Genomic DNA, 26600 nt, shown 5'->3' on the forward strand with positions numbered 1-26600 from the left:
GCTCTCCTTCAGAATGCGCCGCGCAAGATGAGAACCGTCAGCGCCGGTGCGAAGGCCGCCGGCGTACCGCGCGCCAGCAGCCGTTGTGTGATGCGTTCAGGCGTGGACGTGCTGCGTGCCTGCTCGGTCTCGGCTAACGCACCGTCCAGCCGGCGGCGCAGAAGCGGCAGAAGTGCGTCAGTCCCAAGGGCCTTTGCCCACATGGCGAGCTCTTCATGCGCCTGGTCCGTGGGCGTAGGGCCTCCAAGGAGCACCTCCAGGCGCTTGCGCAGGGTTTCGTCAATCGGCGGGTGATTGCGCCAGCCACCTCGACGTTGGCCAATCGACCAGTTTCCCGCTATTGTCCGGCGCCACCGCTCGGCGGCCCGGCTAATGAGCTTCAAATCGGCATCGCGGTGGATGAAAGCGCGTGCTTCAGCCCACTCGGCAAACAAACCGAAATGGGTCAGCCAGACAACCGGATCGCCCGTCACGGGTTTTACGGGTTCGATTTGCGATTCGCTAATCAGCCCACCGCCCAGCGAAATTGCCGACGTAGCCAATGTTGCCGCCTCTCGCAGGTCGGCATGCTCTGCCAGGACGGACAAGTTACTGACGAACACGGCGTATGGCGTGAGTGTCGCCAGAAGCCTGCCGGGGAGGAGCGGTTCGGTACTGTAATTGGGCGGGAGCACGCGCCCCATCCGTTCGCGGCCAAGCGTTTCAGCGCGCCTGGATTCGTTGCCTAGGCCGCCATTCCAGCGCTCGTTGGCGGCTGCGGCAACATCGCAATCTCGTGAATCAGTTGAGGAGAAATGAAACGGGTCGGGAAGATTAGCCAGCAACAAGCTGAGTGCGCCGCGCCGCGCCGCGTTGTCGACGGCCACGACGGAGGCGCGTTCGAGTGATGGCAGTATCGGCCTCCACATCTGCCAATGGCGACGCAAACCCTCGGGGTTGAACGCTGCCCGCATTTCCAGCCGTGCCAGTGCAAGCGGCTCGGGTAAGTTGGAAAGGTCCCCATCCGAATCGTCGAAACGGTCACGCTCGGTCAGCCAGTGGCGCGCCTTCGCCCATTGGCCTGATCGCCAGTAGAACATGCGGATCGCGTCTGCCATCTGTGAACGCATGTCCAGACCTTGCGCGTCCATGACACTGCGCACGATGCTCACGCCTTCGGTCCAGTCCTGACGCTGAACCACCGCCAGAAGCTCACGCACGACACCTGTGTCGTCAGCCCAGCCACTGACCACCGCCTGCGAGGGCCGGAACTGGCTACTGCGCCCGCCGCGGCTGACCCGCACCAGATCGGCCGCGGCAAGCGGCAATTCCTCGAGTGTGTCGTCGTCGAATTGGGCGGCAATGTTGGCCGGTACGCTTGGCGTGGCGGGGTTGACGCGGGTCAACTGCAGTTGGTGATACACCGATTCGACCTGCGCCCAATTCGAAGGCTGCGCGGCAAACCAATGGATGGCTGCTGCATCGATTCGCGCGGATTGCCTGGGCGCGGATCGGTACAGCAGCGGCAGCAGCACTTTACGCATGTGGCTGAGGTGCTTGAGGAACCCCGGCGCCCCCGGGTCATTTTCAACCAGCCAATGATGGGTCGCCAACTGCGTCAGCAAGTCATTTGCCCGCTGCTCGGTGATCGCCCCCAGCCCGAGCGCTGGGGCAAGCACCTTGCGGATCAGCTCCGCATTGATCCGCCGCACTACCAGCCCGGGGTGGGCCAGCCGCTTCAGGTCAGGGTCTGTGATGCGCGAAAGCAGCAAGCGATAGAGGAAGGCGGCGCTGACCTCCGCGCCGCGTTTGTGCTTGGGCAGGCTCTCGATGCCCGAACGCTTGGCGACTTCGGCGGCAAGCCGCAGCTTCAGCGGATTACCTTGCGCCAGTTCGAGCAACTCGTGCCGCAGATGCTCCGGTACCTCCAGCCTGGCTAGCAGGGCCAGGGCCGCGTCGTCCTCCAGGCCGGGCAGTTCCAGGCGGATCACGCGCCCCGGTGGTTGGCCGTTGGGCGAGCCCGTAGCCCCTGCCAGATCGATCTCGGGCAAGCTGTCTAGCGCGTCGCCCCGGCCGGCCGCCAGCACGTGCATCGGCTTCACGCCTTTGGTAACCAGTGCGTCGAGCCATTTGAACAACTCTTCAGGATGGGTCTCGCCACGGCCACGCAGCACTTCGAGCGTATCCAGCACGACCAGTACCGGTCGGCCTGATGCCGCCACCGCCTTGCCGAGCTGGCTTGCTAGCGACTCGGGCAGTTGTTGGCGAATACTCAACTGCGCCTTGGTGTCTCTCACCGTAACCAGGCCGGCGTCAAGCCGAGCGTCCATCAGTTCGCTGCAAGAAGCACCCAGTTGCTCTGCCAACTGACGGGTCGCCTCCATGGTCAGCCCGATCCTGTCCAGCACGTCCAGCCCCGCTCGGTCGAAGTCCAAACGCAGGAGCAGTGGTTGATGGTGCTCATAGTGGCGACGTACGGACTCAGCGAGCAATGTCGATTTGCCAATGCCAGCCCCGCCAGTCAGGAACAGGCAGGTGACGGGCGCCGCCATGATGGGATGTGAAAGCCACTGCTTGATCAGGTTGGACTCAGCCTCGCGCCCGAAGAAACCACGTTCCGCGACCCGACGCCGATTTTGCGCTCGGCTCAGTTCGGCCAGCGCTGACCGTGCGGGTTGCAGCAAATCGTTGGCCGGTGCGACTTCGCCCGCTCGGTCGAGTGCAACGATGACCCGCTCCAACTGCGACTGATCGCTGCGGCTTTCAATGACCCACTCGATATCCTTGCGCTGCAATGGTGGTTCGTTGAGCAGGACATTCAGCAAGTCCACCGTTTCCGGGTCTTGGGCGCTCTTGCGCCGTTCAGCGACTGCGGTGAGCAGTTGAGAAGGGGCGAGGGACTTGAGCAGGTCATGCCGCGATGACGTGCGCATCAGCCAGCGGTCGCGCGCACCGGCAGGGTTGGTATCGCAGACTTGCGCGAGACGGGTCGCCACCATGACAAGGCTGTCGGCTTCGACAGTGGATGCACACAGCTGTAATGCCTGCTTCGGCTCGAAAGGCCCCGACAGGGCTGCAAATAGCCATGCGGGATTCGCTGTATCGTCGCTTGCGCTCATATCTGGCCTCATTTCTCAAAGAGCTGTTTAAGCCGCGGCTGCAGCCGAGAGGCGATTTCGGTCCGAAGTACGCTGTCATAGCGATTATTGACGAGGTGCAGGCCCTCCAACGCCTCCTCGGTCCACTCTTCTACACGTTCAGGGCTGATGGAGCGCTGCATGGCATCACAGGCATATCGAATGAGGTTTTGCACATCCTCCTTCCTCACATCCGCGATGTATTCAATCATCAGGCCTGGCGCGCCTTCACCTTCGGCATCCATCTGAAACTGGAACTGGGCCCCCGGCATCTGGATGGCCTCGTAGCCCGCAAGGGCAACGCGCAGGTGCTTCAGTCGCAGGGCCTGGTCCACAAAGGCGGTCAGCGCCCAGCGGGATTCGTCGCCGAACATGACTGATGGGTGATCGAAGAACACCCAGAGTGTGATGCCCAAGGCCAATGCCTTGTCTTCGAGCGCTTGCGCCAGGTTGCGGCTGCGATCGGCGATCATGGCTTCAGGCTCCGTCTGGTCCACCCCGACGCCGCTCCGGGCCTGTGGCGGTGCGACCTGCAGACTGGCGTCCGCGGCACGACGGGCGATTTCGGCAGGCAGATCCTGGACCAAGGTGTCGAAGCTGACACGAATCACCCGGGCGTTGGGACTACGCGCCACCAACTTGTCGAGTAGCTCGTATGAGAAGGGCAAGCCCGATACGTCATGCTTGAGGTTGACGCGTCGAATCCACAAACCCCTGACGCGCGCCGCCCCGCGCATGGCCGCGTGGTAACCGACGAAGAATCCGTCGCGGCCGACGACCAGCCCGCTGTAGGGGGTGCCGTCGAGAGACCAGAGCTTTTCGGGCGTCTCGTCATTGGCGATGGCTTGATGCACGAGGCTGTGGAAACGTACCAACGGCACCAGGCGGCCACCGCCTGGCGCCCGGCCCTGATGAATGCCGACCAAGGAAAAACTGCTGTCGAAGCAGCCACCACCCGAGGATCCCCCCTTGTTACCGTGAACACGATAGCCCCACCGTGCTGTCAGGTTGCGCAGTCTCTTCAGACTGGTGAATTCCAGACCCTGCCATTGGCCATTAGGGTGGGAGATCAGAATGATAGCTGCCGGGCCGATGTATTCGTAGGGAGGCGATGCCAGGGTGGCAAAGGACAGGTGAATGCCTGCGGGTTGCCTCAGTCGCAACAGTGCTACATCGTGGCGGTCGATGACCTCAGCGTCGGACTTGGGGGCGCGGCCTTCATACCACTCGACATCAGCACAAGGGGAGGAGGCTGGCGCCAGCATGAACGCACCGATGGTGCGTCCGTCAGAAAGCACCACTTCGATAGTCGGCTGTGTTTCTGACGGTGTGCGAGGCCCGTCCACGGCAACTACATGCCATGCTGTCAGCGCCGAGCTAGGCCCGACAAGCACGCCACTGCCTTTGATAACGCCATCGACTCGGACCTTGCAGCGAAAGGCCCTGGCACGATCAAGGAAACCAGGCAGATTGATGTCGTCGATGTGCACCCACCTGGGGTCTATCTGATCGCTCGGCTCACCAAGCAGCGGGTTTGTGCTTGACGCCACCTTCAACAGCCCCCGTGCACGCAGCGCCTCTACAAAGGTGGCCAGGCAGCCAATGCATTCGAGCATGTTTACCCAAAACCGCGCCCGCTCTTGATTCTTCGATTCTGCGCCGGCGTCCAGGCCCTCTGCGCTCGGAATAGTCGCTTCGCGTCCCACCCGTATTTGCGCCAGAGCCTCAATGACCAGGGCGCGTGAATCGGGATCACGAATAATGGATGCGATGACCTTCTTGTCGAAGGTCTGCCGGGGGCTGCGTTGACGATTCGGCATCAGGTAGACCTCGCACCATCCGCCGTGTTGATCACGGCCGGGGGAAACGCTGTACTGTCCGATACCGCAATAAACCGGACCCCTAGTATGAGGCGATTGCTCTTACGTCGGAATTCCGATTGCGTTGCACGCGGGCCTGGAACCCACTTTCAATATAGTAGAAGTTCGTGGGTCTATATGGCCTGGCCGCATGTTTTGGGCGAGGAGGCGCCCCTATCCATCCTTGGTTCGAAAAGTGGACCACGTTATAGCGAAGTACTTGATGGCAAAGCGGCGTTAACTTTGCTATGCCTTGAATTAGCTTCCCACGATTTGCCCAACAGTTGTCACGTCCCGGATGTGGGGTCACCGTAGTCCTGACTGGTCGAATGGCAGCGAGGGCGCTCGCTTGACTGATTCGGACAGCACAACCGCGAGGCTACCCGATCATGGCGCGCCAGCTTGTTCTCTGCATTGATGGAACAAATAACCGCTTCTCTGATGAACCCACTAATGTCCTGCGCATTTTTCGAACACTGCCCAAGAACAGTGAGACGGTGCTGACCTACTACGATCAGGGTGTCGGCACCTTTGGGCTAAGTGAAACCCTGTTCGAATGGCAAAAGCTGCCTTCACGTATTGCCGGGCTGGCGTTTGGCTGGGGGATCAAGCGCAATGTGCTCAATGCTTACCGGTTTTTGATGGAACACTATAAGCCCAACGATCAAATTTTCATCTACGGTTTTTCTCGGGGTGCCTATGCGGCTCGAATCCTGGCCGCCATGGTCCACACCCTTGGGCTACTTCCCGCCCATCAGGCGCAACAACTGGATTTCGCCTGGTCATTGCTGACTACCCAACCGCGCGCAAAGAATGGAAGTGTCGAGCCGTCGCTCGATCAGGTGTTCCGCTACATCGGCTGGTGGCTGACCGCGCATAAGCAGCCGGACTTTGAATTGATGAAGCAGTTCAAGGCAACTTTTTCCCAAACGGTAGCGATTCGCTTTCTAGGGTTGTTCGACACCGTCAGTTCCGTGGGTTGGGTTTACGACCCGTTGTCCGTGCCCTATACCGCACGAAATCCCGGCGTCGACATCGTCCGCCATGCGGTATCGATTGACGAGCGGCGCTGCTTTTTTCGCCAGAACCTGTGGAGGCCCAAGGCGACTGATCCGAAACCTGTGGATCTGAAACAGGTGTGGTTCGCTGGCGTGCATTGCGACGTTGGCGGCGGCTACCCGCCAGAAGAAGCGCAGTTGGCCCTGATTGCCTTGCGCTGGATGATCGGGGAGAGCCTGGAAGCCCAGTTGGATATCGACGTTCCCTCCTGTCGAAACGAGCTGTACCCAAGCGCCTGTCCTGTACCAGACCCGCTTGCCCAAGCCCACCAGTCGCTATCCGGCCCCTGGATGATTGCAGAATGGGTACCGCGGTTGGTCTGGGATCTCCATACCCATACGCGAACCCTCTTGAACGGGTCGATGCCACCGTTTGGAAAGCCCAGAGGGAGGGTCATTCACGAAGCGCAGGGGCAGCGCGTGTTCGTGCATGAATCCGTGCTTGCCAGGTTGAATGGCGCATTGATCAAAGACCAGCCGTGGGGGGATGCGCCAAACTATCAACCCGAGAATGTTGACCGAACGCTGATCGATACGGTCTCCGACTCCCCCTTACTTTCTCGGCATGGTCTACAGCCAGTTTAAGCCCCCTGAGGGCTTGGCCGAGAACGTGATGATAAAGAAGAGGCGCACTATACGTAATGCTGAAAAATTATAATGCGTTACCTTCGATCAAGCGGCGTTGAGCTAGCCTGAACGTGCTTGTCGACTAAGTTGATGAACAACACAAGCAGGAGGTTGTCATGCCCGTAGTGTCTTTCGAAAATGGCGAGTACGAGTGGGTTGCAGTTTCTCTGCGCTGGGGAATGACCAAGAAAAATTTTACGCTGGCAGTGGGTTCAAATCCAGAAGTTGTTGACACGCACGGCGCGCCGGTGCGCTATGCGTGGAAACCAGACAACGAAGTGATAGACGAAACGGAGTTTAATAAATACGCGGTTGAGCTTGATAGCGATGCTGTCATCTATTACGGGAACCCGCTGGCAGGACGCGTTCCAGTCACACATTAAGTGCTCTGGCACTAAGTTGCTAAGCGCGGTGCGCGTTACGTCGCAACCGCTAACGCCTATGCCGTGTTACTGCCCGTGTTAAAAAGTGGGCTGAAACACGTTGCTTGACCCTGCCTAAGTATCAACTTTCTTCGCGTGTTTGCTCACGGCTTTGGCCTTGGCTACCTGCCGTTGCAACGCTGCTACACTCACGCCTGTCCGCGGGCTCAATGCTGTGCTGCGATGCCACGTTTTTTGCTCAGAAGTTCGATAAACACTAAGGGCACTCTTATGGATATCAGGCTTTTTTTGCGAACGGCAGCACAGGGTGGCAATTCGGTTGAGCTGAAACTGGCTCTCGAAGTCTCCGCTAAAGCAGTGCAAGGTGATCTGCAACGTCTTGCGCAGGCTTTGGACGAGGCGAAGGTGGGCAGGCCTGCGTTGAGGCACAAAGTCTTCGAAGTGGCGCAGTTGAACATCACCTGCGAAGGCACCTTGCATGGCTCAGCGCTCTCGGGTGCACAGCACTTCCCCATCAAGCTGGATGTACCGGGCGTGCTGCTCGACGAAGACCCTTCAGGCGCACTCGTGCTGCGCAAGCCCGATGACCTGGCTGGCGACCTCAAGGCCCTTGACACGTTGGCCCAGGCAAAGACTACGGCAGCGGCCAAAGATCAAGTCGCGCAGATGTCGGTGATCTTGGCCAGTGCGCGCACGGCGCTTGCCAGCACATTGGCACGACTTGAGATAACCCTCGGTGCTGGCGCGCAGCAATGCGCGTTCTTCGGCTGCACCCAAATCTTCGGTTCGGCCTCGGTCAATGCAGGGCTGTCCATCGATCTTGAAGCACTTTTGCGCGCTGCTCAGGGAGAGCCGCCTTCCGGGCAGCCAGTCTTGCGAGCGCAGCTGACCGCGCGTATCGGCTTTGAATTCAACGCGACCGAGCACCGTGCCGGGCAAGTCGAGCTAACTTGCCAGGTTAATGACGTGCCCACTGACGCGTTATCTCGTTTGGTCGAGTTGATCACGCAAGTGGACCTGCCAACGTTCGAACAGATGCCGTGGCTGGGCTTCGACTTGCCGGCCATGCCGTTTCCTGACTTATCGCTCGACGGACTGAGTCTCGGTGACCCGGTGCGGTTGTTCGATTTCGGTTTGCCATTGCCGAACCTCCACCTACCGTCGCCACCGCTCAAAGTCACCTGGGCCACCAGCCCGGAGTTGAAATTCTCAGTGCTAGACGGCGAGTTGAGCATTGCCACCAGCACGGAAGGCGCGGCCAGTATCGAGTGGACATTAGCGAACCCACCTCTATGGATCGCGGGGTTGAGTCACTTCAAGATCCAGGGTGCCAACGACCGCTACCAGTTGAGTGGAAGCCTTGAGATCAATGGCAGTGCGGACCATGTAGTCGACGCGATAACGGGTATTGGGGCCCAGACGGCGCTACCGGTCACGGTCGATCTGGACGACATGCACTTAGTTTTCAATTCGGAGAACGTCGACGGCACCAAGGGGCCCCTAACGCTCGATCTGGCAACCGGTAAAGCAGTTGGCACCCTGAGCGCGAGCATCGTGTTCCCCAAGGTGGTGATTCGCGCCAAGGACGATCCACGGCTGCTGTTGGCCTTCAAGGCGAAGTACCAGGTTTCGCTGGTCAACACCCGCGCTGTCGGGCGCCTTACCGAGCTCAGCATCATCGATCCCTATCCCTTGGAACTGATCGCCGTCGCAGCCGAAACGGTAATCGAAGGGGTGGTCCGCTTGGTCGGCCTGATACAGCTGCCCGGCGCGCCCTCCACCCCGATCTACCCAGGGCTGCCGGCCATGCCAGATGCTTCGGCGCTGGTCGATCGCCTGGGCAAGCTGTTGGCGGCCAGCCTGAAATGGATGGCACGCCACGCCGGCCAAGCGCTGGGCGCCGCTGCCGGGGTGCTGGGTAGCCTGGTCGAAGCCACCCTGGACTTGATTGGTCGAGTGCTCGAACTGCTCGGCAAGGGGGCGAAACAGGTTTTCAGCCATGTAGCGGTCGAGGTGCGGATCGATGCTCGCAGCTGCGCGCTGAAGCAGCTGCTGATCACCCCGGTTGAAAACCCAACCCACACTGACCAGGGCCCGATCGAAGCGTTGGCGTTCGCCGGGCTGGAGTTGATAGTACCGGCTGAGTGGGCGCCGACACTGCTGTTGGACTTCTCAAGGGGCCTGGTAGCGGCCTTGCTGGTGTCTCCCAAAGGCGAAGCAGATTCCAAGAACGTGCTGGAGCTGTCGACCGACCTGTGGCTCAAGCGTGCGGATGCGCCGGTGGAAGCGGTGCGCGACACCGACCTGGATGGCGTACGTCCCAAGTCGCGGCTGCTTCAACTGCGCGGTTGGAAGAAGAAAGATACCGTGATTGCCCTGGCCGTATTGGAGCAAGGCAAGCTGTCGTTCTTCCAGAGCCTGCTCGAACACAGACCCGCTTCGGAAAGCTTGAAGGTCGACGGCGGTGTAACGCTCACAATTGGCCAATTCAGCGGTACACCGACCTTTACCGAACTGCGTACGGAGGACTTCGACGGCTCGCTGGGCTACGACTTGGATAAAGCCAAACGCCTGCTGCCATTCTTCGGGACGGCCGGAGAAAACCAGGACAAGACGCCCGGCAAGCCAGCGGGCAAACTGATGGACAAATTGAACCAGTACGTGGAGGTGGAAGGCGCCGACAAGGTGCAGTTGAGCGGTTCCTCGCTGACCTTGCCGCTAAAGGCGATCATTCATCTCGATGCGTTCTCCACCGCGTTGAGCATTCGCCTGAAGTTCGACTTGAACACCCTGACTGCCCGGCTGGAGGCGGACGAGGCATGCGAAATCAGGGGCAAGCCCGAGCCGGGGGACCTGTTTGGCTTGACGTACCTTATTCGTCCAAAATCCGGAAAGCTCGACGAGAAAGGCGAGTTTGCTCAGTTCGCACTGGATTTCTCTGCTGGCGCCCCAAGAATGGCGTTGCACAAGGACGCCGAAATCGACCTGTTCTACTCAAGGCTTGGCGGCGGCGGGCGCGGGTTGGTGTTCAAGGTGTCGGAGTTCGTGGTCGGCCAGGGGTTGTTCGATATCGTCGCCGAGGTCGACCCCAGCGAGCCGGTGACCCTTCCCGGTGTCGACATGCCATTCCGCTTCGATGCCGGCAAATTGGTCGTGAAACGCGGCGAAATCCAGGCCTTCTCCATCAACGGCAGTGGGCAGCTGCCACCGGAACTGGTTGGCCAGGCCAATTGCAAGGTGACCTTGAGCCTGGGCCGAGAGCCTGGCAATGGGCGCCTGGCCGTACTGGCCTGCGACGCGCAGCTGGACAAAACGCAAAGCCCGATCGTTTGCCACGCCACACGCTTCGAGTTGACCATCACCAAGCTGGGGTTCGCCCTGGTCGACATGGCTGGGGAGGGCGGCTACCAGTTCTATTTCCAGGTGACCGGCAGCTTGGTCTTTGCACCTGTACAAGATGAGTTTGCCGATACCTTCCTCAAACACTTGCGCGGCCTCAAAATTAGCCTCAACAAGGCGCCCCTGGCCCGGGACATCAGCCGCCTGGCGCGGGCGATCAGCTTCCAGATTCCCATAGAGCCCAGGGTGACCTTCAACCTGTTCGATGTCTTCGCCTTCGAGCTGCGAGGCATCGGCTACCTCGGCTCGTGCGAGGCCTTTGGCGGTGACCCGGCGCTGGTGATCTGCGGGCAGGCCAGGCTCACTCCCAACAGTGACACGATCAGCGCCCGAATCGACTTGCATAACATGTACATCTCGACCCAGGTCAAAGGCGCCCGCTTGCCACGTGTGCGCTTCGATGGCCTGGGGGTATCCCTGTCGATGCAGGCAGGTACAGTGGAAGCTACCGCGATCGCCGTGGACGGTAACCTGCCGACGTTGTATCCCGCTGATGTGCTGCCGGCGGGTATCAAGGCACGCGGCTTCCTTGCCTCGGGGCGTCTCAACCTCAAGAGCTGGGCGTCGATGAGTGCGTCCATGGGCTTTCTCGAGTTGGAGGACGCCCAGGGCGATAAGCGCCATGCGTTCTTCCTGTACGGGGAAATGGGCAAGCTGTCCACCGAGATACCCACACCGGTCAAGCCGATCTATCTGCGTGAAATGGGCTTTGGCATCGGATATCGCTATACCCTCGCGGGCCTGCGGCGCGCAGACGCGGTGACCACGCCGCAAGCATTGGTCGAAGTGCTCGACGATGTCTCGCGCTATCAAAATGACCTTGCACGCTTCGAAGCCTGGGAGCCAGAAGCGACCGGCGATCGGCTGACCCTGGCACTAAGGGCCATGCTGTCGCTGGAGTCGGCATCGCAGGACGGCAGCCTCAGCGACGATGAAGCGAAACTGCCAAACCTTTTGCTGATGGATGTGGCCGCTGCCTTGCGCTCGGACCTGACCTTCCTCATGACGGTCAGGGCCTGGCTGTGCGTGAATTATGCTGACTGGGCGAATGCCACCGATCGCCAATCCATTGCATCGCGCCCCACCCTGCGTGGCTACCTGTACCTGTCCGCGCCTCGTCAGGAGTTTCTGGCTCGCCTGCTGTCCGACCCCAACGGTTTGATCGGAGAGCATCCGAAACTCCCTGAACCGATGATAATGGCGTTCAGGGCCGTGACTTGGTCGGCCACCCTGTATACCCGACCGGGGCTGTTTCATTACGAGCTTGGTTGGCCCTACGAGCTGAAGTTCGAGTTCACGGAGGATGCCTTTGGCATCACCTGCGAAGGTGGCATGGTGATGCGTATCGAGGATGCCTCGATCCTTTATGGTATTGCCTTCCGCGCCAAGGGCTTCGCGCGTATCGGCGGGAAAGTCGGCGGTCGCTCGCTCGGCGCCTCAGCGGTGGCGGAAATGGATTTTGCCCTCGACGCCAAGTTCATCGCATTGATCTCCCTGAAACAACCCAGCGACACACTGTTTTACGGCTCGCTGGCGTTCAGTTGCACGGTGAACATCGAAGTGCGGGTGTGGATGGAGATCGACCTGGGTTTCGACGAGATTCGCATCGAGATCGGCCAGCGCCTGAGCCGTACACTGTCCTTGGCCTTGGAGGTTGCGGTGCAAGCGAACGGCGTCGCCGGCCGAGGCGCGGCAAGCATGTCTTTCGCGGCATTCGGGCGAACGCTGAGCCTGTCCATCGGCTTTGCGTTCGACGAGCCCAAGCTTGAGCAGGCCCGCCAGCGTGTCGCGCGTTTCTTGACACTGGGGTTGAGCGCCGCGATACCAAACCCTGAACAAGGCCTGGCGCCGCCACCGGCTCAGCCACCGGCGAAAAACGACCCTAAACTAGAGCAACACGCCGACAAGCATGCGGTGTTGAGCGAGGTCGAGGACGAGCAGCCTGAGATCCAACCGCAGGTCTGGATCAAGATTGGCGGTGATGAGGTCGGCCAGCCTCGGTTCTGGGCGATGCTGTTCGAAATACCGGCAAGCCCGGGCAACTATGTCATGCAATTGATACCGCGCGACCATACGGAAATCGACGCAGCCCTCACACTCCCGCAAAAAGCCTCCACGTTCTTCGCCCACCCCGGAGAAAACTTTGGTAAGGATCCGAACGCCGCGACTCCAGCCTATGAGCTCAAAAGCACCACTGCGCTGCAGCGGCTGCTCAGCGATGGTACGCAGGATCAAGGCTCCAGCCTCGATGCCTGCTACAGCAGGCCCTTGGCAGTGTCCGATAAGGGCAAACCGCTGCTCCTGCATCACCTACTTGAGCAGTGCTTCGTGCCCGATGAAGCGCAGTTCGATAAAAAAACCGGGCAGGTTACCAAAAGTCGTTTGACAGATCCCCCGGTACCCAAACAGCCTGGCTACGAAGCTATTCACGCGAAGGACAGCGGGGCGCATGCCACTGCGGAAAAGGCCGCCGAGGACTTGCGCCTGGCCTCCAGCGACATGATGAAGCTGTCGCTCAAACGCGCGCAGTGGCGTGCGACGGAAGAGCGCCGTTCCTCGGTGATCGCCTCGGTGGTTGCTTCCGCACAGGCCATTGCCCGCCAGACACGCTTGTCCGATACCGGCGCAATGATTTGGCCAACACGGCCGCAGCCTCTTACCAACCAGGCGCAACTCGATGCGCGTGATCTTGGCCTGACGTTCTGGGTCGACGAGACGGCGCTTGGCGCTCTGTTCAACCTAGAAGATGCATCGGCACAGCTGCCGCCCAAATCCACCTTCACGGTTTGCGCTGTCGGCACCTCCAACCTGCATGTGGAAGCGCAACCGAATAGCGTGTATCTGTTCAACCCGCCCAGACGGTTCTTCGACCGCGCCAACCCGCAACTCAGGCAACCCAGAACTTGGTTCGACGCGCAGGGCGTTGGCCTGGACTGGGACCTGGAGCCCGGTTGGGGCGAGTCCGGCGGCATATGGAACGATCCTGAGTTCCACTTGCAGCATTACGAAATAGAACGCTTGATTTTGGTTGGCGCCAGCGTCGCATCGGGGATCGCGCCAATCAGCGTGCAGACAAAGGCCAGCGCACCACTTGCCGCTGAGGTGCAAGACCGCACCGTCAGTTGGAGGCGCATACGCCCGCTGGCCCAGTTCATCGATGATTTTGCCGATCTGCCGGCAACCGTTCGACCGGCATTCCGGAAACAGGGCCAAACAGACCTGCAAGGCTACAAAGCCATCCTGGATGCTTTCAATGAATTGCGCGCAGGGGGGGACAAGCCGCTTCCTGTTCGTATCGTCTACACCGTGGTTCCGGTCGACATCACCGGGCACCGCGGCACGGGGCTGACAATCACGCATGAACTGGCGCGACCAGTGCTGCCGCAAACCGCATTGGGCAAGGTCGAGTGGATCGCACGCTTTGTAACCTTCCCCGGCTTGCCGGGTGCTGGCCTGCCAACGTTGCTGCTGCGTATCGATGACCTGCTGGACCGCGAGCGAGACGATCAGGAGCAACCCCAACGGCTTCCCGCCAGGGGCACCCGCTTCCTGCTCAAAGTCCGCCCTGAGCGGGCAATGCCACTGGGCGAGTTCGCCGCCGACAGCATGGGCATGGCCCTGCAACGCCCAGGGCCGGCCGAGTTCGAGCGCTCTCAACAGGGCGACCAAACGTTCGAACTGGAGCTGCTATGGCCGGCCGGGACAGAGGACTCGGCCAGTGCGAGCATGCGCTATCGGCGCCTGCATGGGCTGGACTTCATTGCCATTGGTGGCCCTGCCTCGAACCTGCGCCTAGGGTTTGCCGACGCAGGGCGCACCCAGGCAGCATGGCTGAATCTGCTGCTGTCGGCGTTGGGGATCGACGATAGCAATACCCGTGCGGCACCGCTCCCGGTTCGCTGTGCAGTCAAGCGCACGCATCGGCCACGGGTGCCCAATGCTTCGGTACGCGAGGCTGACGTGGTGGCGTGCCCGTCGCCATGGATTGCCGTGGACATGGCGCTGCGCGTGGAGACCGATCAAGCCGACCGCCTTGGCCGGCCGATTGCCAACCCAGTGGACATGCCGGTCGAGGTCTTCGAGTGCCCGCTGATCGCAGGCTATCTGCCGCTGGAGTTCGCGGACCTCGACGCGCGGGCAGGGCGCCTGCTGATCGATTATCCAGGCGCACACGCGACACTGGCCGACCTGACGCACCATAGTGAAGATGCGCTCTCACGCCAGCGCGATGGCGAGCGGCGAATCGCCACCCAGCTCAGGTGGGCAACCTGCCCACGCTGCGATGCACCCGGTTACATCGGTGGCTACGACGTATTCGAGATAGATTTGGGCAGCGTGATCGACAAGGACGAGCAGATCGCTGCTGCCCGCCATGTGGCCCGCGCGCGACTACTCGACCCGCGAGTGGGTAAAGCCGACCCTGCGGGGATAGAAGATTTTGCCGCCGTGGAGGCGTTCTATCCAAGCGAGACGCTCAGGCTGGAGCAGAGCGGCGGGCAGGTGGGCATGGCCCGTCGGCGTGCCTGGTACACGGGCGCCGAAAGCCTGCTGGCCTGGGCACGCCCGACGCTGCGCCGGTCGGTTGGTTTGGCCGTGGACGAGGTCGACCTGGCGGCGCTGTTCGACAAGGGCCGGCCGACTGTGATCGAAGTAGCCTGGAGCGCTCGCGATAGTGAGCCAGCGCTCAAAGCGCCGGAGTTCTATTACGATGGCAGCCTGGCTGACGGCACCATCCCCGCCGACGCCATCCCTGGACCTTTCCCATTCGACACCTTCACAAACGACAAATGCTGGACCGTAGGGGCGGTTCGCAAGCTACTGAACGGGCTGGTGTTGGCCAAGGATGCGCAGCAGTGGGCGAAAGAGGGCTGGGTCGAAGCCTACGTGACGGGAAGCGATGCCAATCGTTTCAACAACCTCTCGCTGACCCTGACCGGCAAGCGCGGCAAGGGTATTACTGGGCAGACCTCCGTGGTGGTGGATCTGGACCAGCGGCTGCACCCGTTGTTGGTGGATGTGGTCGATGCGCTGCGCTGGGACTGGGTCAACGTCAACGCGCCATACCGGCGCTACCGTCCCGTGCTGGAAGCGGCACCCGCAACCAAGGTTACCCAGATAGAAGCGCTGCTGGATGAGCGCCCGGCAGAGCGCGACCCTTATGGTTGGGCGGTGCTGCGCACGCTGGGGTTGGCGCAGGGGCTGCGCCTGTTCGACATGACCACGGCCGATTATGTGCTTCCACGCGACACACTGAGCCTTGTCGAGCAGGCTTGTGGCCGAGTACTGAAGCGCTACGCCGGGATGGACTGTGGTGTACCTCTTATCGACCAGTTCGCGCGTCCCGATGGGTTGATGAGCACAAGCAGCTTTGATGGCGGCATGGACCAGGTCGACGTCAAGCACCTGCTGGACGACGAGTTGGTTTGCATGATCCAACTATCGCTGCGCCCAGTACCTGAGGCCATGCGGCGAGCGCAGTCGGCAGGGCCAGATGCGTGGGGCAACGCGCCGGTGCGCTATTTCGCGGTTACCCTCACGCCAGAGAGTGACGCTAAGAAAGACAACTCGCCCGTGCAACTGGATACCGCTGCGCTTGAAGACAGCGTATTGATCGACTTGCTCGACCCCAGCGGCACGGTCAACGGCGGTAAGGTCATCACCTTGGCCAAGCAGACAGACGGCCCGGCAGCCCAAAGTTTCGCGGGCGGTCGAAGCGTCAGTGGCACATTGAGCGTGGAGCGTAACGGGCAGGTGTTGCTGCTACGGGTGATCTCGCCAACTGCCGATGGCCAGGAACAGGCCTTCAAGCTGTTCTCCGAGCGTTTTGCCCCGAAAGAACACAGAAACCCCTTTGTATCCGGCGACCATACTGGCCTAACGCCAAATTGTTGGGGGCATTTTGATGATCCGTTCGAACAATTCCCCACGCTGGACGCGCAAGCCGTCACCACACTTGTCCAAGGGAACGGCTTGATTGCCGCCAATGCGCAGGCGAAGGGCAACTTTGCTGATTTCGCCTGGTACGCCTGGCGTGCGTTCAAGACCACGTCGGAAAAGGTATTGCCCGATTCGCAGCGCTCGGCAGTGCTCAAACGCTGGCCAGGGTTCATCGACCGCTACCTCGTTCATGGCCTGGCGCATGCGGATTCACTGAATGCATCGAGCATTCCCTTCGCACTGGCCACGTTGACGCAGACGGCGCCATTGCGTCTGGTTCCTGATGTCGATGGGACCATGCACCTGCTCTTGCTGCACAAGGACCGGTTTGCCCGCAGACGGCGTTATGTGGTTCGCCCACTGGGTCGCTACGACGCCTTGCTGGCCGCCTGGGATGCCGCGATGGTGGGTGTTGATCCGGACCGTGCGCCACGTGTGCGCCTGCCCTGGGTGGCCCAACCTGCGTTGGCCGACAGTTTTGTCGAGCTGGTCGACGACCGTACACCGGCGGCGGTGCGTTTGCCGCAGATGAAAGTGAAACAGGGCGCCGACCCGTTGTCGAACTGCTCCGTGGATGTGATCATGCCGCGCACCGAGCCGCTTGCCGACCCGGTCGTGCTGAGCGCCAAGCGGTTGGACGCCGGTACGGGAACCGAGCGTCGACCTGGGCGGCTGCTGGAGTTCGTGGTTGCGCGGCACCCAGAGGAAATCGCTGCCGAAGCGAACATTCACTTGGCCGACGCCCTGCAGTTCGAGCACCAGGCGTTCGGCTTCTGGCGTGAGTTCGCCGAGCCCCGTTGGGCGCGCGCGTTCGGGCTGGTCGATTGCTTGCCGGCGCTGGGCGCAAGCACCCCGGTCAAACCTGGTGCGCTTATGCTCACAGGCCCCACGCTGGCGGAGATCGAGCAGCCTTACGCCGGCGGTAAGCAGGTCGCCGCTACCACGCTCCCTGAGCGGTTCGTCGATGGCTGGCGGGGGATAACGGTACTGCGTACGCAATCGGTCCCGCACTTCTATCGCCTCCATATGGCGGTGTTCGCAGCGGCGGGTGTGGTGGTGTCGAGGCCGATTGCCGCCGTGATTCCTGAAGGCGGTTATCAGTTGGGCTGGTCCAGCGACGACCCTGACAAGCGGCCTGCATGGCAGGTAGTCAGGGATGATACGAAGGTCACGGCGGTGGTCACGCTGAGGATACCACTGGTGCGCAACCTCGACGGCATGCATGACGCCGACCGCAGCGTCTGGATCAATGACCCCCAGAAGCCACCTGAGGTGTTCCTCCTGCCCGACCCGCAAGTGGTCTACGAATTGTCGACCCGAATCGTGGCGGGTGCTGGTGACGTGAATGGCTTGGGCGGTGAGCGTTCGCCGGAAATCGAGTTCCTGGCGAAGACGACTGACGCGGATGCACCCGCCTATGTCAACCGCGTCGCCGGCACAGGGTTCCAGGTCGACGAGCAGACCCCGGTCAGCCGGCTTCAGACACCCAATTTGCCTTGGTGGTTATGCCCTGAACTGCGGGGGCCGCGGACAGTGCCGGCCGCACCGCCGCCCACAGCACTGCTGGACCAGCAGTTGAACGCGCTGGGAACGCTGCATGTTGCCCCTGCCGAGTGGGCAACCGCCAATGCTCCTTGGCCGTTGGCACATGCGCGCGTGACTATCAAACCGCCACCGGCACCGCGAAACCCGGTGGCATGGAAGCAATGGCAGGGCAGGCTTGCAGAGGTCGAGCAAGCGCTGGCAGGTTATCTCCCAGCGCCTGCGGTAGGGGGGGCTCAGGAGGCGCTCTGGGCTGCGCTTGTGTACATCAGGCGCTTCCTCGCGGTGGCCGATCAAGCCAACCACGAGGATGAGGCGTGGCGCCAACTCACCCTAAACAGGGACATCGTGGCGGCGCAGGCGGATATGGCCTGGCCGGCCGGCTTGCCCTTGTATCCGTCGCGGGTGGAAGGGCTGGTGCCTGCAATCGAAAACACGTTCTTCAGCTGCGTGGTGTCCGCTCCCTGGCAGTTGCCACCGGAGCAAGCCTGCACGCTCGACGCTCGCCTGGCCATGCGCAGCGCCCTGCTTGGTGCACGCCGGCGCATTGTGCCGGGCGATACCGCCACACCGTTCGCTGGCCCCACGGCCGACCAGGTGTTGCGCGACTACCTGGCGGCCGCCTGGGCCTACGATGTGCATCCTCTGCGTGTGGCGAACTCAGCTGCCTTTGGCGGATTTGCACCGGTGGTGCGAACGCTCACACCGGACCTGCAGGCCGGGCAAGTGGCAGGCAAGCTGTCGCCGGTCGCAGCCACCCCAGCACTGATGTCGGCCAAGGCAATCTTCGAGTTTGTCGCGCCAGTCACTCTGCGCCTTGCAAATGACGACGCAAACCTCAATCAGGCAGCCTACAAGGCATTGGTGACGGCCCTGCAAACCACCCAACCCGTACCAGGACAAGGCGAACCGGGGCTGGGGTTCTACCCGGCGCTGGAAGCGTTGGCGAAACTGGAGCAACCCGGGCTGGCCGAGCATTTCACCCTCGAATTGCGTTTGCCAGGCGCCTCGCTGGACCCCGGTCATCCCGTTCGCCAGGCACTCGACACAATCCTTAACTGGACGGTCGGCAGCCTCGATCAGCTCGTTCTGCGGCGTCCGCCAACTCAAGCTGACCTGAATGAGCTGGACACGGCCGGGGCCAACCCCGCGTTGAAATCCTTCATTACTCAACTCGCCGCCGACCAGTTGTTCGGTCCTTCGCGGCGGCCGTTCCTCAAGGCGTCCAAGGGGTTGGCCGATCCGATCGTTACAAGGGTGGAGCGCGCACCATGACCACATCTGCGATCAGAACTGTTTGCTTGGTCGGCCCTCGGCTCACCGCACCGGGTCGAGACTCCGAGGCCAGCTACCTCTGGGTTGCCGAGCTTTCGACGGACCTTGAGGGTGACCGAAAACCGGTGGATGGCGTGGTGCGTGCACCGTCGCTGAGGGTGTTGGCCCAGCGCGCGCAAGCACGCGCGCAGTACGATGCCAAGGCTGCCACCGTCGACTTTCGTGACCCGCTGATGTTCCAGCTGGCGGTACGCGGCTATCCGACCAAGGCCGGCGAATTGCGCATGGCGTCCACTTGCGACGGTAGCGATGCCGCTGCTCGTTCGCTCTCGGTCTCGGCGTACCCTGCCGACCCACGGGGTTTCTCCATTGGTGTCGCGGCCATGCTGGCGAGCGACGGCAAATGGCCGGCTAAACGCTCGGACGAGCTCGAAACGTCACCCTTGTCGTTGACCCTCGGCGCCATCGACATAGCCATCCGCGATGAAGCCGGGGTGCGGGACGTCTGGAACTTCTGGTCGGTGGGTGCCCGTCAAGAGATAGATGGCGAGCCGTATGTGCCGATCTTCGGTGGGGGGATCTACCTCAAAGTCGTTCATGGGGCATTTCTGTCCATCCAGGACAGCACCGTCAAGGGCAAGCGAGTGCGCAAGACGCTCACCGATAGAGACGACAAGGTCGATCGCATCATCCTCTGCCTCACCCCCGCTGGCATCGAGTTCGACGCCGTGATCGACGATCCTTTCGGTTCCGCAACCCAGCTCAAGGTGCGGCTGCGCCTGGAGCCGGATGGGGCAGGGGGGCAACGGGTGGCGCTGCTGCGCGAAGACCAACAGCGCAGTAAATTGCGCCCGACGCTCGATGATCTGGCCGAAAGCGTGCGTACCGCTCGGCTTGGTTTGGTGTTCGACATTCGCCCAGGCCTTGCTCCACTGGTTTGGCCAGTGGAGCAAGGTAGCAACCACTTGCGGCTGCGCGATGGCATCAAGCGGCCGAGCACCTTGCCGGGCGCAGTGCGTGCGAGCCTTGTGACCGAACGGATGGCCGGAGCCTCGCTGGAAGCCACGGCGACCCTGATCAACCCTGTGCTGACTATCGACAGTAGCCGACCTATGGCCAGGCAACTGACGCTGGATGCGGGTAAGCAGCCCGCCGCGTCAGAGGCGGTGGCGACGGTCAACCTGGTCCAGCCAAGCGATACTCGCCGTTGGCGAGTGGGCTTTGGACAGCGCAAGGGCAGTGCGACGGCCAGCGCGTTGCCAGTGCTGGTCGAGCGCTTAGGCCTGGCCCGTGACCTGGAGGCACGCTATCGGCGGCAGGCGTTGAGAACCGCGCGGGACCCGCGACCGCTCTACGGGTTTGTGGCGCTCGAACGGGGGGTGGTGCAGATCCCCCTCGCGCGCGAGCCCGACCTGGCTTTGCGCAAGGCAGTCGATCCGGCGCCGAAGGACGGCCAGGTAAAGGACGGCCAGGCGCTGGTTGGATTGGTTCATGCGCGCCTGACGCGGCGGTTGCCGAATGCTGAATATGCAACTGTCGGTGAACTGACGGTTGACAGCGCGGCGTTCGTCCGCGTCAGTGTGCCATTCAGCGACAGGGCTCCGCTCAGTTGTGATATCACCCTGAGCGCAGCGCATGGTGCAATTTCCGGGGCCCTTTGGTTCAACGAGTCGTCGCCGACCGCACAGGAGGTGGTGCCGGTACTGGACAATGGTCCCATTACGCTGCGCTCCGGCGTGTTGTCCTTTGGTGAGACGGGGACTACCGACGGTCAGATCGCGGCATTGCAGCCTACGGATGACGTTCCAGCGGTGAGCTTGGACCTGAACGTAGCGATCAGCCCAGGTGCCCCCGTGGTTCATTGGGCGCCTGTTCCCGGGGTACAAATGCCTTTGGTCGCGGGCATGAACATGACACGCAGCGCGCCCAGCGCTGTGAGGCCTTCATGCAGCCGGGACCTGGTGCCGGTGTTCTACCACGTGCCTGAATCACGCACGGCCGCCACCGTCACGCTTACCTTGCAGGGCTTTTCGAGTGGCGCCGCCAGCATCGTATCGAAGGATGCCGAGCTACGTTTTGGTTGGCCGGGCATCAATGCGCAGTGGGCACACGGGCCGCTTGCCGAGGGTCAGGATATCGAATCGAAAACCGGTATTGCGATGTCGGTCCTGACGTTGCCTGGCGTTGAAGTGACGCTTACCTCCACGACCAGTAACGCACCAGGCCTGGCTTACTTGCTGCGTTACGATCTGCCGGTCCTGGGCGAGCTGTATGCCGAAGCCACCTTCGTCAAGTCCCAACCGCCTGCTACGGGCCAAGCCTTGCCGCAGGTTACCGCGCTGGACCTTCAAGCGCTGGAGAGCGTCTGGGCTGCGTCCTCCCATCGGTTGTCGCTGACACGCACGGACAGGGACAGGATGACAGGGTGGTACGACACCAAGGCGGATGGGCTTGTCGAACCCTATACCTGGGAGACTGGGTTCACGGTCCGGACGGATGCCAATACCTTGCCCTATGGTGCTTACGCATTGGCAGGCGAGTGGACATGGGGGGAGCACGCCCTGGCGGGCTTGAACCGGACGTTCGGCAAGCCCGCCAAGGGGGACAAGGCATTATCTGCAACAGGCAAAGGGCTAGAGATCGTCGGCTTTGCACTTGCGCCCTATAGGCAAACAATCGGCAAAGCTTCTGCAATAGCCGACACACGCGGCTTGGTCATGGCAACCACGGCCAAAGCGGTGCCGACCACGCTTAGTGTGCGCAGCACTCAACTCCTCAAGCCCTCAGGCGGTGGTGAGATCACCGACTTGATAACCACACGCGAGGAGGTGCCACTCACGCTGCATGGGGCCCAACTTGCCTTGTACCTGCGCGATGTACCCATGCAGCCATCGGCCGGAGGCTGGGTCTTTAGCCCCGACGACACACCGGAAAGTGCGCCTGGCCCAGACAGTACCGTGTTTGCCAGGGATAAGTTGCCTCGTTCGATCTACGAGTGGCGACTCTATGCAAGCGCTGGGGCGTCGTCGTTTCACGACCTCGTCATCGGCCCACTGACCCTTCGTCCGTTGCGCTTGTGGCACTGTAGCGTCGATGTCGATGGCATCGTCAAGGCCGTTTCGGTGCTGTTCGGCATCAATGCACCCTACCAGCAGGTAGCCAACCAGGACGAACCATTCGGGCCGGAATCGCCCTTCGATACCGGTAATTCGGTGTGCATCGCGTTCAAGACGAACGGCGGTCCGCTGGTGGCCGACAATATCAATGACGCGGTCGTCCAGAACCAGAAAATCAATGTTGCCACAACGAACCAGGCATCGATCACCTTACGCCTGGACGCCAAGGTGCTTCCGGGTGCGAAGGACGCCGAGGATCGCCAGCCCGTCACCCTGCGTTTCAACATTCAAATCAATGCCCAACGTCTGGAGGCCGTGGCGAGCAGCGCGCAACTGGACATCACCCTGTTCGGCGCGCGACTGACGCTGACCGGTGGCACGGTCGTGATCAACGGCCCGCAGTTGAACGTGAGCTTCAAAGGCTCAGCCCAGATGCCGGAATACCTGACGATCAGTACGCTGACGCTCGACCTTTCGGCTAGCCAATGCCTGGTGACGGTCAACGGAGTGGCGACGCTGCCCGACCGGCGCGAAACGTCCTTGCGCGAAGCGATCCGGGTTTCGCTGGGCGGCCCAATTGGCTGGTACGGCGCGAGCATCGCGACCGATAGCGAGGCAATAACCGTGCATGATCACCCGCGTGGGGTGCTCAGTGTCGAACTGAACGGGGCGATCTGCAAAGGCGATTGGCTGCGCGGCCTGAATATCGGTACAACCCGCGCCCACGGTATCGTCGTGCTTACCGTGCAGGCGCCGGAGGCGAAACGGCCTATGGCCTGGAAGATCAGCAGCGCGCGCTTTGACGTCACGGCCTCCAATGAAAATGGTCAACTGCAAGTTACGCAGCTCACCCGCCTGCAGAATGCCGGGGCTGTACTGACCACTGACATGCGCGTCACATTGCCGACTCCAGACGTTGGCCTGGTTAGCGTGGTGCAATGGCCGGTTGGACGACTAGGGCAGGATGCGACGAAGTTCATCGACTCCGCGGGCCCCTATACAGGCGAAGAACGCACGCTGCACACAGTCGAGGTGAGCACGACCGGGACGGTGCTGACGCACGTCACCAAGCCCGGTTTGGCGGATCTGACTCTCGATTGCAATGTCATTGGCGTGGTCAAGGATGTTTGGTTGCTCACCGCTGTGTGGCGCAGCAAAGTGTTGACCACCCACAGGCTTTCAGGGGAGGGGCAGACCTCCCAGGTTTTCGACAGCCTCGATGACGTGGCGATCGTCGACCTGGCCCACGTTGCACGACGGCTCGCTGATCCCCGTGACCCTTTCAACAGACAGTATGGTTTCGTACCTCGCTACCGGCTTAATGGCGACCTGACCGATGATGCTTCGCCGCTCATCGCCGGTATCGGCCGAGGCGGGTTGTTTGGGCGGGATATCGACCGTGTGCTCGTCGGCGCGTCAAAAGGGGGCGCGGTACCGGCCTTGGTGATTTTCGCGGGGGCGCTTATCGAGGTGAGCCTGGACGAAGAGCAGGTGAGCGGCGTTGTCGCTCCGTTACCCTGGATTGCACCCGTATTCGCTGGCGCCGCGGAGCCGCTTTCCCACATCCCCCAAGCCCCGGAGCCGGGGCAAAAGGCCTGGATCGGTAAAGTGGCGGGGTTCGATCTTGCCAGTGCAATTGCCTTGCCACTCAATGGCCTGGCACCGCTTGCAATTGGCCTGGCATCGAACTCTGCAGTTGAGGTGCGGCAGAGCCTTTTACAAATGATCGGTGTCGACGCCACCACCGCACAGGATGTCATCGACCAGGCGTTCGCGGCCAACCTATTCCCCAGCCCCGCCAGTACCGCGCCCTTTGCTCGACCCTTGTTCTGGCGCAGCCTGATGGCGTTGGCGCGGTGGTGGAGAGTGGCTTCTACCAACCACAGGGTCAACACGCTGCTTGCCCGACCGGGGCAGGGCGACGCGGTTCGAGTGCAAGTCGTTCGGCACCCTCCAAACAAGCAGGGCGCTGCTGGCAGTTGTGACCTGGTTGTGGCTGGGCGCTGGGAAATCGCTGTGGCGCCGATTCCCGGCGGCGAGCCTAGGGCGCAAGATGCTGGCTTTCAGAACTTGGTCGGCTTCGCATCGACCCTGGTGCAAGAGCCGTTGGCAGTGTTTGCCGCATCCGTGATGGATGCCGCCACTGAAGGGCTCGATGCCGATCAGCGCAATCATGCAAGCCTCCAGAGAATTACCCTAAGGGCGCCCTTCGCGCTGCAGGCCCAAGGGCGCTTGCGCGACCCCAACCGTGCGATCTACCCTTCGCCGGCGCTGAGCTGGCCACGCAAGGCAATCACCGAGCTGGCGTGGATCAACACCCACGATGAGGCAGTGATCCAGGATGCTGGGCATGCATGGGCGGGCCGTGCGCGAACGTTCGCGGGGCCTTGCAAGGCGGCTGTTGCCTCGGACAAGGACGAGCGTATCGATTTCCTTGCCATCGGACGCCGGATCCTGTTTTCACGAGGAGGTGAACAGGCCCCACAAGTCGTCTCGCCACCTGACCGCGCTTTGACACCGGCAACGCCCCGGGCGCGGGTGCCATTGGCAGCGGAGCTTGCCCAAGCGCTAAGCAAGAACCGGCTGAAGGACACAGAGGCCGGTGCACTGACCGGGCTATCCCCCGGCCAGTTCGAGGTCTTTTCCAATGGCGTTCGTCCAGGCGTGATGGCTCTGGAGCATGAAGGGTTCGTAAGCGTGGATCAGGAGCTGCCACTGGACAGCGCTCACGCCCGTTTCGGCCGACCGGCCGACAGGGCACCGCTGGTCTGGCGACAAGGTCGCGCGCCACGCAATACCGCGCTGCCGCGCGGGCGCGTGGAGAGCGAAAGCCGGCGCACATTCGTGGCAGCGAACCTGTACGCGGTGGAAAAAGGCGCGTCCGACACTCGCCATCTTCAACCCTTCGTACTGTTCAGTGGGCCTGGCGCGGTGCTTCGCTATCTGCCGGCCTTGATCGAGGAAGCGGGCCAGGAAGCCATTGCGCTGTTGTTGTCGTTGCAGTCGCCGGACAGAGGCTGGCTGAGCCCTGAACTCAGTGAAAACGTGGTGATCCGGGTAAAACGTCCAGGGTTGAGTGGGCGTAACCCTCTGGTCGAAACGCTGGCCAAGTTGGGACTGCTGGTGCCTGGCCTGCAGGCCACCCTTGAGGTAGGCGATGTCGTTGTGCGTTTCGCAGCCTTTAAAGTCAGTGCGTTGGCCAATGAACAGCTGGACCTGACTTTGGCGATGTCCCTGACTGATCGGTCCAGGTTGCAAGCCGCGGTACGCGGCGCGGATGCGGACACCCAGGCGATGCTAAGGCTTGAGCTGGCACCCTGGATCAAGGACGCGCCCGCGCCAGCACCCGGCAAATGGGTCGACCTTAAGACACGTACGAGCGCCTCGCAGCAGTTGCCCGCTGGGCCGCCCCTGCGCGTCACTTTCCGTCTGATGCTGTTACCGGGTAATCGTCTGTGGCGCCCGGTGGAAATGGCCACGCTGGCGTTCGCTGACCCAGCCTATGACCGCGAACTGGCAAGCCCGGCGCATGGCGTGACCAAAGCGGTGCGCGCAAAGCGCTATCTACTGGCCTTCGACCGTGCGGAGTACGACTCGACGCAGACACTGTGCTTTTCCTTTGGCAGGATCAACGAAGCGTTCCTTAGGCCGGATAGGCGTGCCGTGCCGCCGTTACTGGGGGGCAAGTGGTCTATCGGCATCGAAGTCACCGCAAAGGATCCTGCACTGCATGGCAGTATCCCTCGCGCATTGGGCGTTCGCGGGCTGGCGCCCGAGCAGCCGGTGCAGGGCAGCGCTGGCCAGGCGTACGCCATCGAGATCAGTGCACTGGTGGAAAAGGACGGCACGCCCGCGGCCTTGGCTTCGGGTGATCAACTGACGATCACTGCAGTCGTGCTAGAGGATGACGACGCCTTGAGCGTTGGGTTGACGCTGAACCTGAATCTGAGCATCGTCGACTTCCCAGTGAACGCGCCGGCAGCGGCCATCTATGGTTTGGTCAGTCACGAGGCTGGCCGAGCAACGCCGGAACTGTTCGCCAGCGCACCGCAGCCCAGCATCGTCGAGTTTCCGGAGCTGGTGGCCGACCTGGTACGTGGGCATGTACGGCGCAAGGCGATGTTCGTATGGCCATTCGTGCCGAGAAACCCGATTACGCCTGGTCATGCATCAGCGGGTTTGGTCAAGATCGATCGTACCGGAGGCGGGCAGATTCCTGAGCATCCGACACTGGACTTCCCGCCTGCGCAATAGAGAGAGGGCGCTTGAGACAGTGGCTCGTCTGAGC

6 protein-coding genes are annotated in these 26600 nt (G+C 61.8%); 4 read left to right on the plus strand and 2 right to left on the minus strand.

The window, feature by feature from the left end:
- Window positions 1-8: 8 nt before the first annotated feature.
- The gene (locus tag ACNQP3_RS13020) at window positions 9-3098 is read right to left on the minus strand and encodes an ATP-binding protein (RefSeq protein WP_060494140.1); all 3090 of its coding nucleotides are present in this window, start codon (window positions 3096-3098) and stop codon (window positions 9-11) included.
- An 8-nt stretch (window positions 3099-3106) separates the two neighbouring features.
- Complete coding sequence (locus ACNQP3_RS13025) at window positions 3107-4936, minus strand: serine protease (RefSeq protein WP_264317127.1); 1830 nt, start codon at window positions 4934-4936, stop codon at window positions 3107-3109.
- Between the two features lie 428 nt (window positions 4937-5364).
- On the opposite strand from ACNQP3_RS13025, the gene ACNQP3_RS13030 reads away from it, so the two are divergent.
- From ACNQP3_RS13030 to ACNQP3_RS13045, 4 genes are all read left to right on the plus strand, one after another.
- Window positions 5365-6618, plus strand: a complete 1254-nt coding sequence (locus ACNQP3_RS13030; RefSeq protein WP_060494138.1) for a T6SS phospholipase effector Tle1-like catalytic domain-containing protein — start codon at window positions 5365-5367, stop codon at window positions 6616-6618.
- A gap of 158 nt (window positions 6619-6776) precedes the next feature.
- The gene (locus tag ACNQP3_RS13035) at window positions 6777-7043 is read left to right on the plus strand and encodes a hypothetical protein (protein ID WP_060494137.1); all 267 of its coding nucleotides are present in this window, start codon (window positions 6777-6779) and stop codon (window positions 7041-7043) included.
- A gap of 420 nt (window positions 7044-7463) precedes the next feature.
- A complete protein-coding gene (locus tag ACNQP3_RS13040; protein WP_264317128.1) occupies window positions 7464-19196 on the plus strand; it encodes a hypothetical protein in 11733 nt (3910 codons plus the stop codon).
- Window positions 19193-26566, plus strand: a complete 7374-nt coding sequence (locus ACNQP3_RS13045; protein ID WP_264317129.1) for a hypothetical protein — start codon at window positions 19193-19195, stop codon at window positions 26564-26566. The genes ACNQP3_RS13040 and ACNQP3_RS13045 overlap by 4 nt, the downstream gene beginning before the upstream one ends.
- The last annotated feature ends 34 nt before the right edge of the window (window positions 26567-26600 follow it).

Origin of the sequence: Pseudomonas sp. LFS074, assembly GCF_047978165.1 — a bacterium.
GTDB classification, from domain to species: Bacteria; Pseudomonadota; Gammaproteobacteria; order Pseudomonadales; family Pseudomonadaceae; genus Aquipseudomonas; species Aquipseudomonas putida_P.

Bases quoted from the DNA above. Each gene is read 5' to 3' on its own strand.
- ACNQP3_RS13020 (WP_060494140.1), bottom strand. From the start codon at position 3,098: ATGAGCGCAAGCGACGATACAGCGAATCCCGCATGGCTATTTGCAGCC.
- ACNQP3_RS13025 (WP_264317127.1), bottom strand. From the start codon at position 4,936: ATGCCGAATCGTCAACGCAGCCCCCGGCAGACCTTCGACAAGAAGGTC.
- ACNQP3_RS13030 (WP_060494138.1), top strand. From the start codon at position 5,365: ATGGCGCGCCAGCTTGTTCTCTGCATTGATGGAACAAATAACCGCTTC.
- ACNQP3_RS13035 (WP_060494137.1), top strand. From the start codon at position 6,777: ATGCCCGTAGTGTCTTTCGAAAATGGCGAGTACGAGTGGGTTGCAGTT.
- ACNQP3_RS13045 (WP_264317129.1), top strand. From the start codon at position 19,193: ATGACCACATCTGCGATCAGAACTGTTTGCTTGGTCGGCCCTCGGCTC.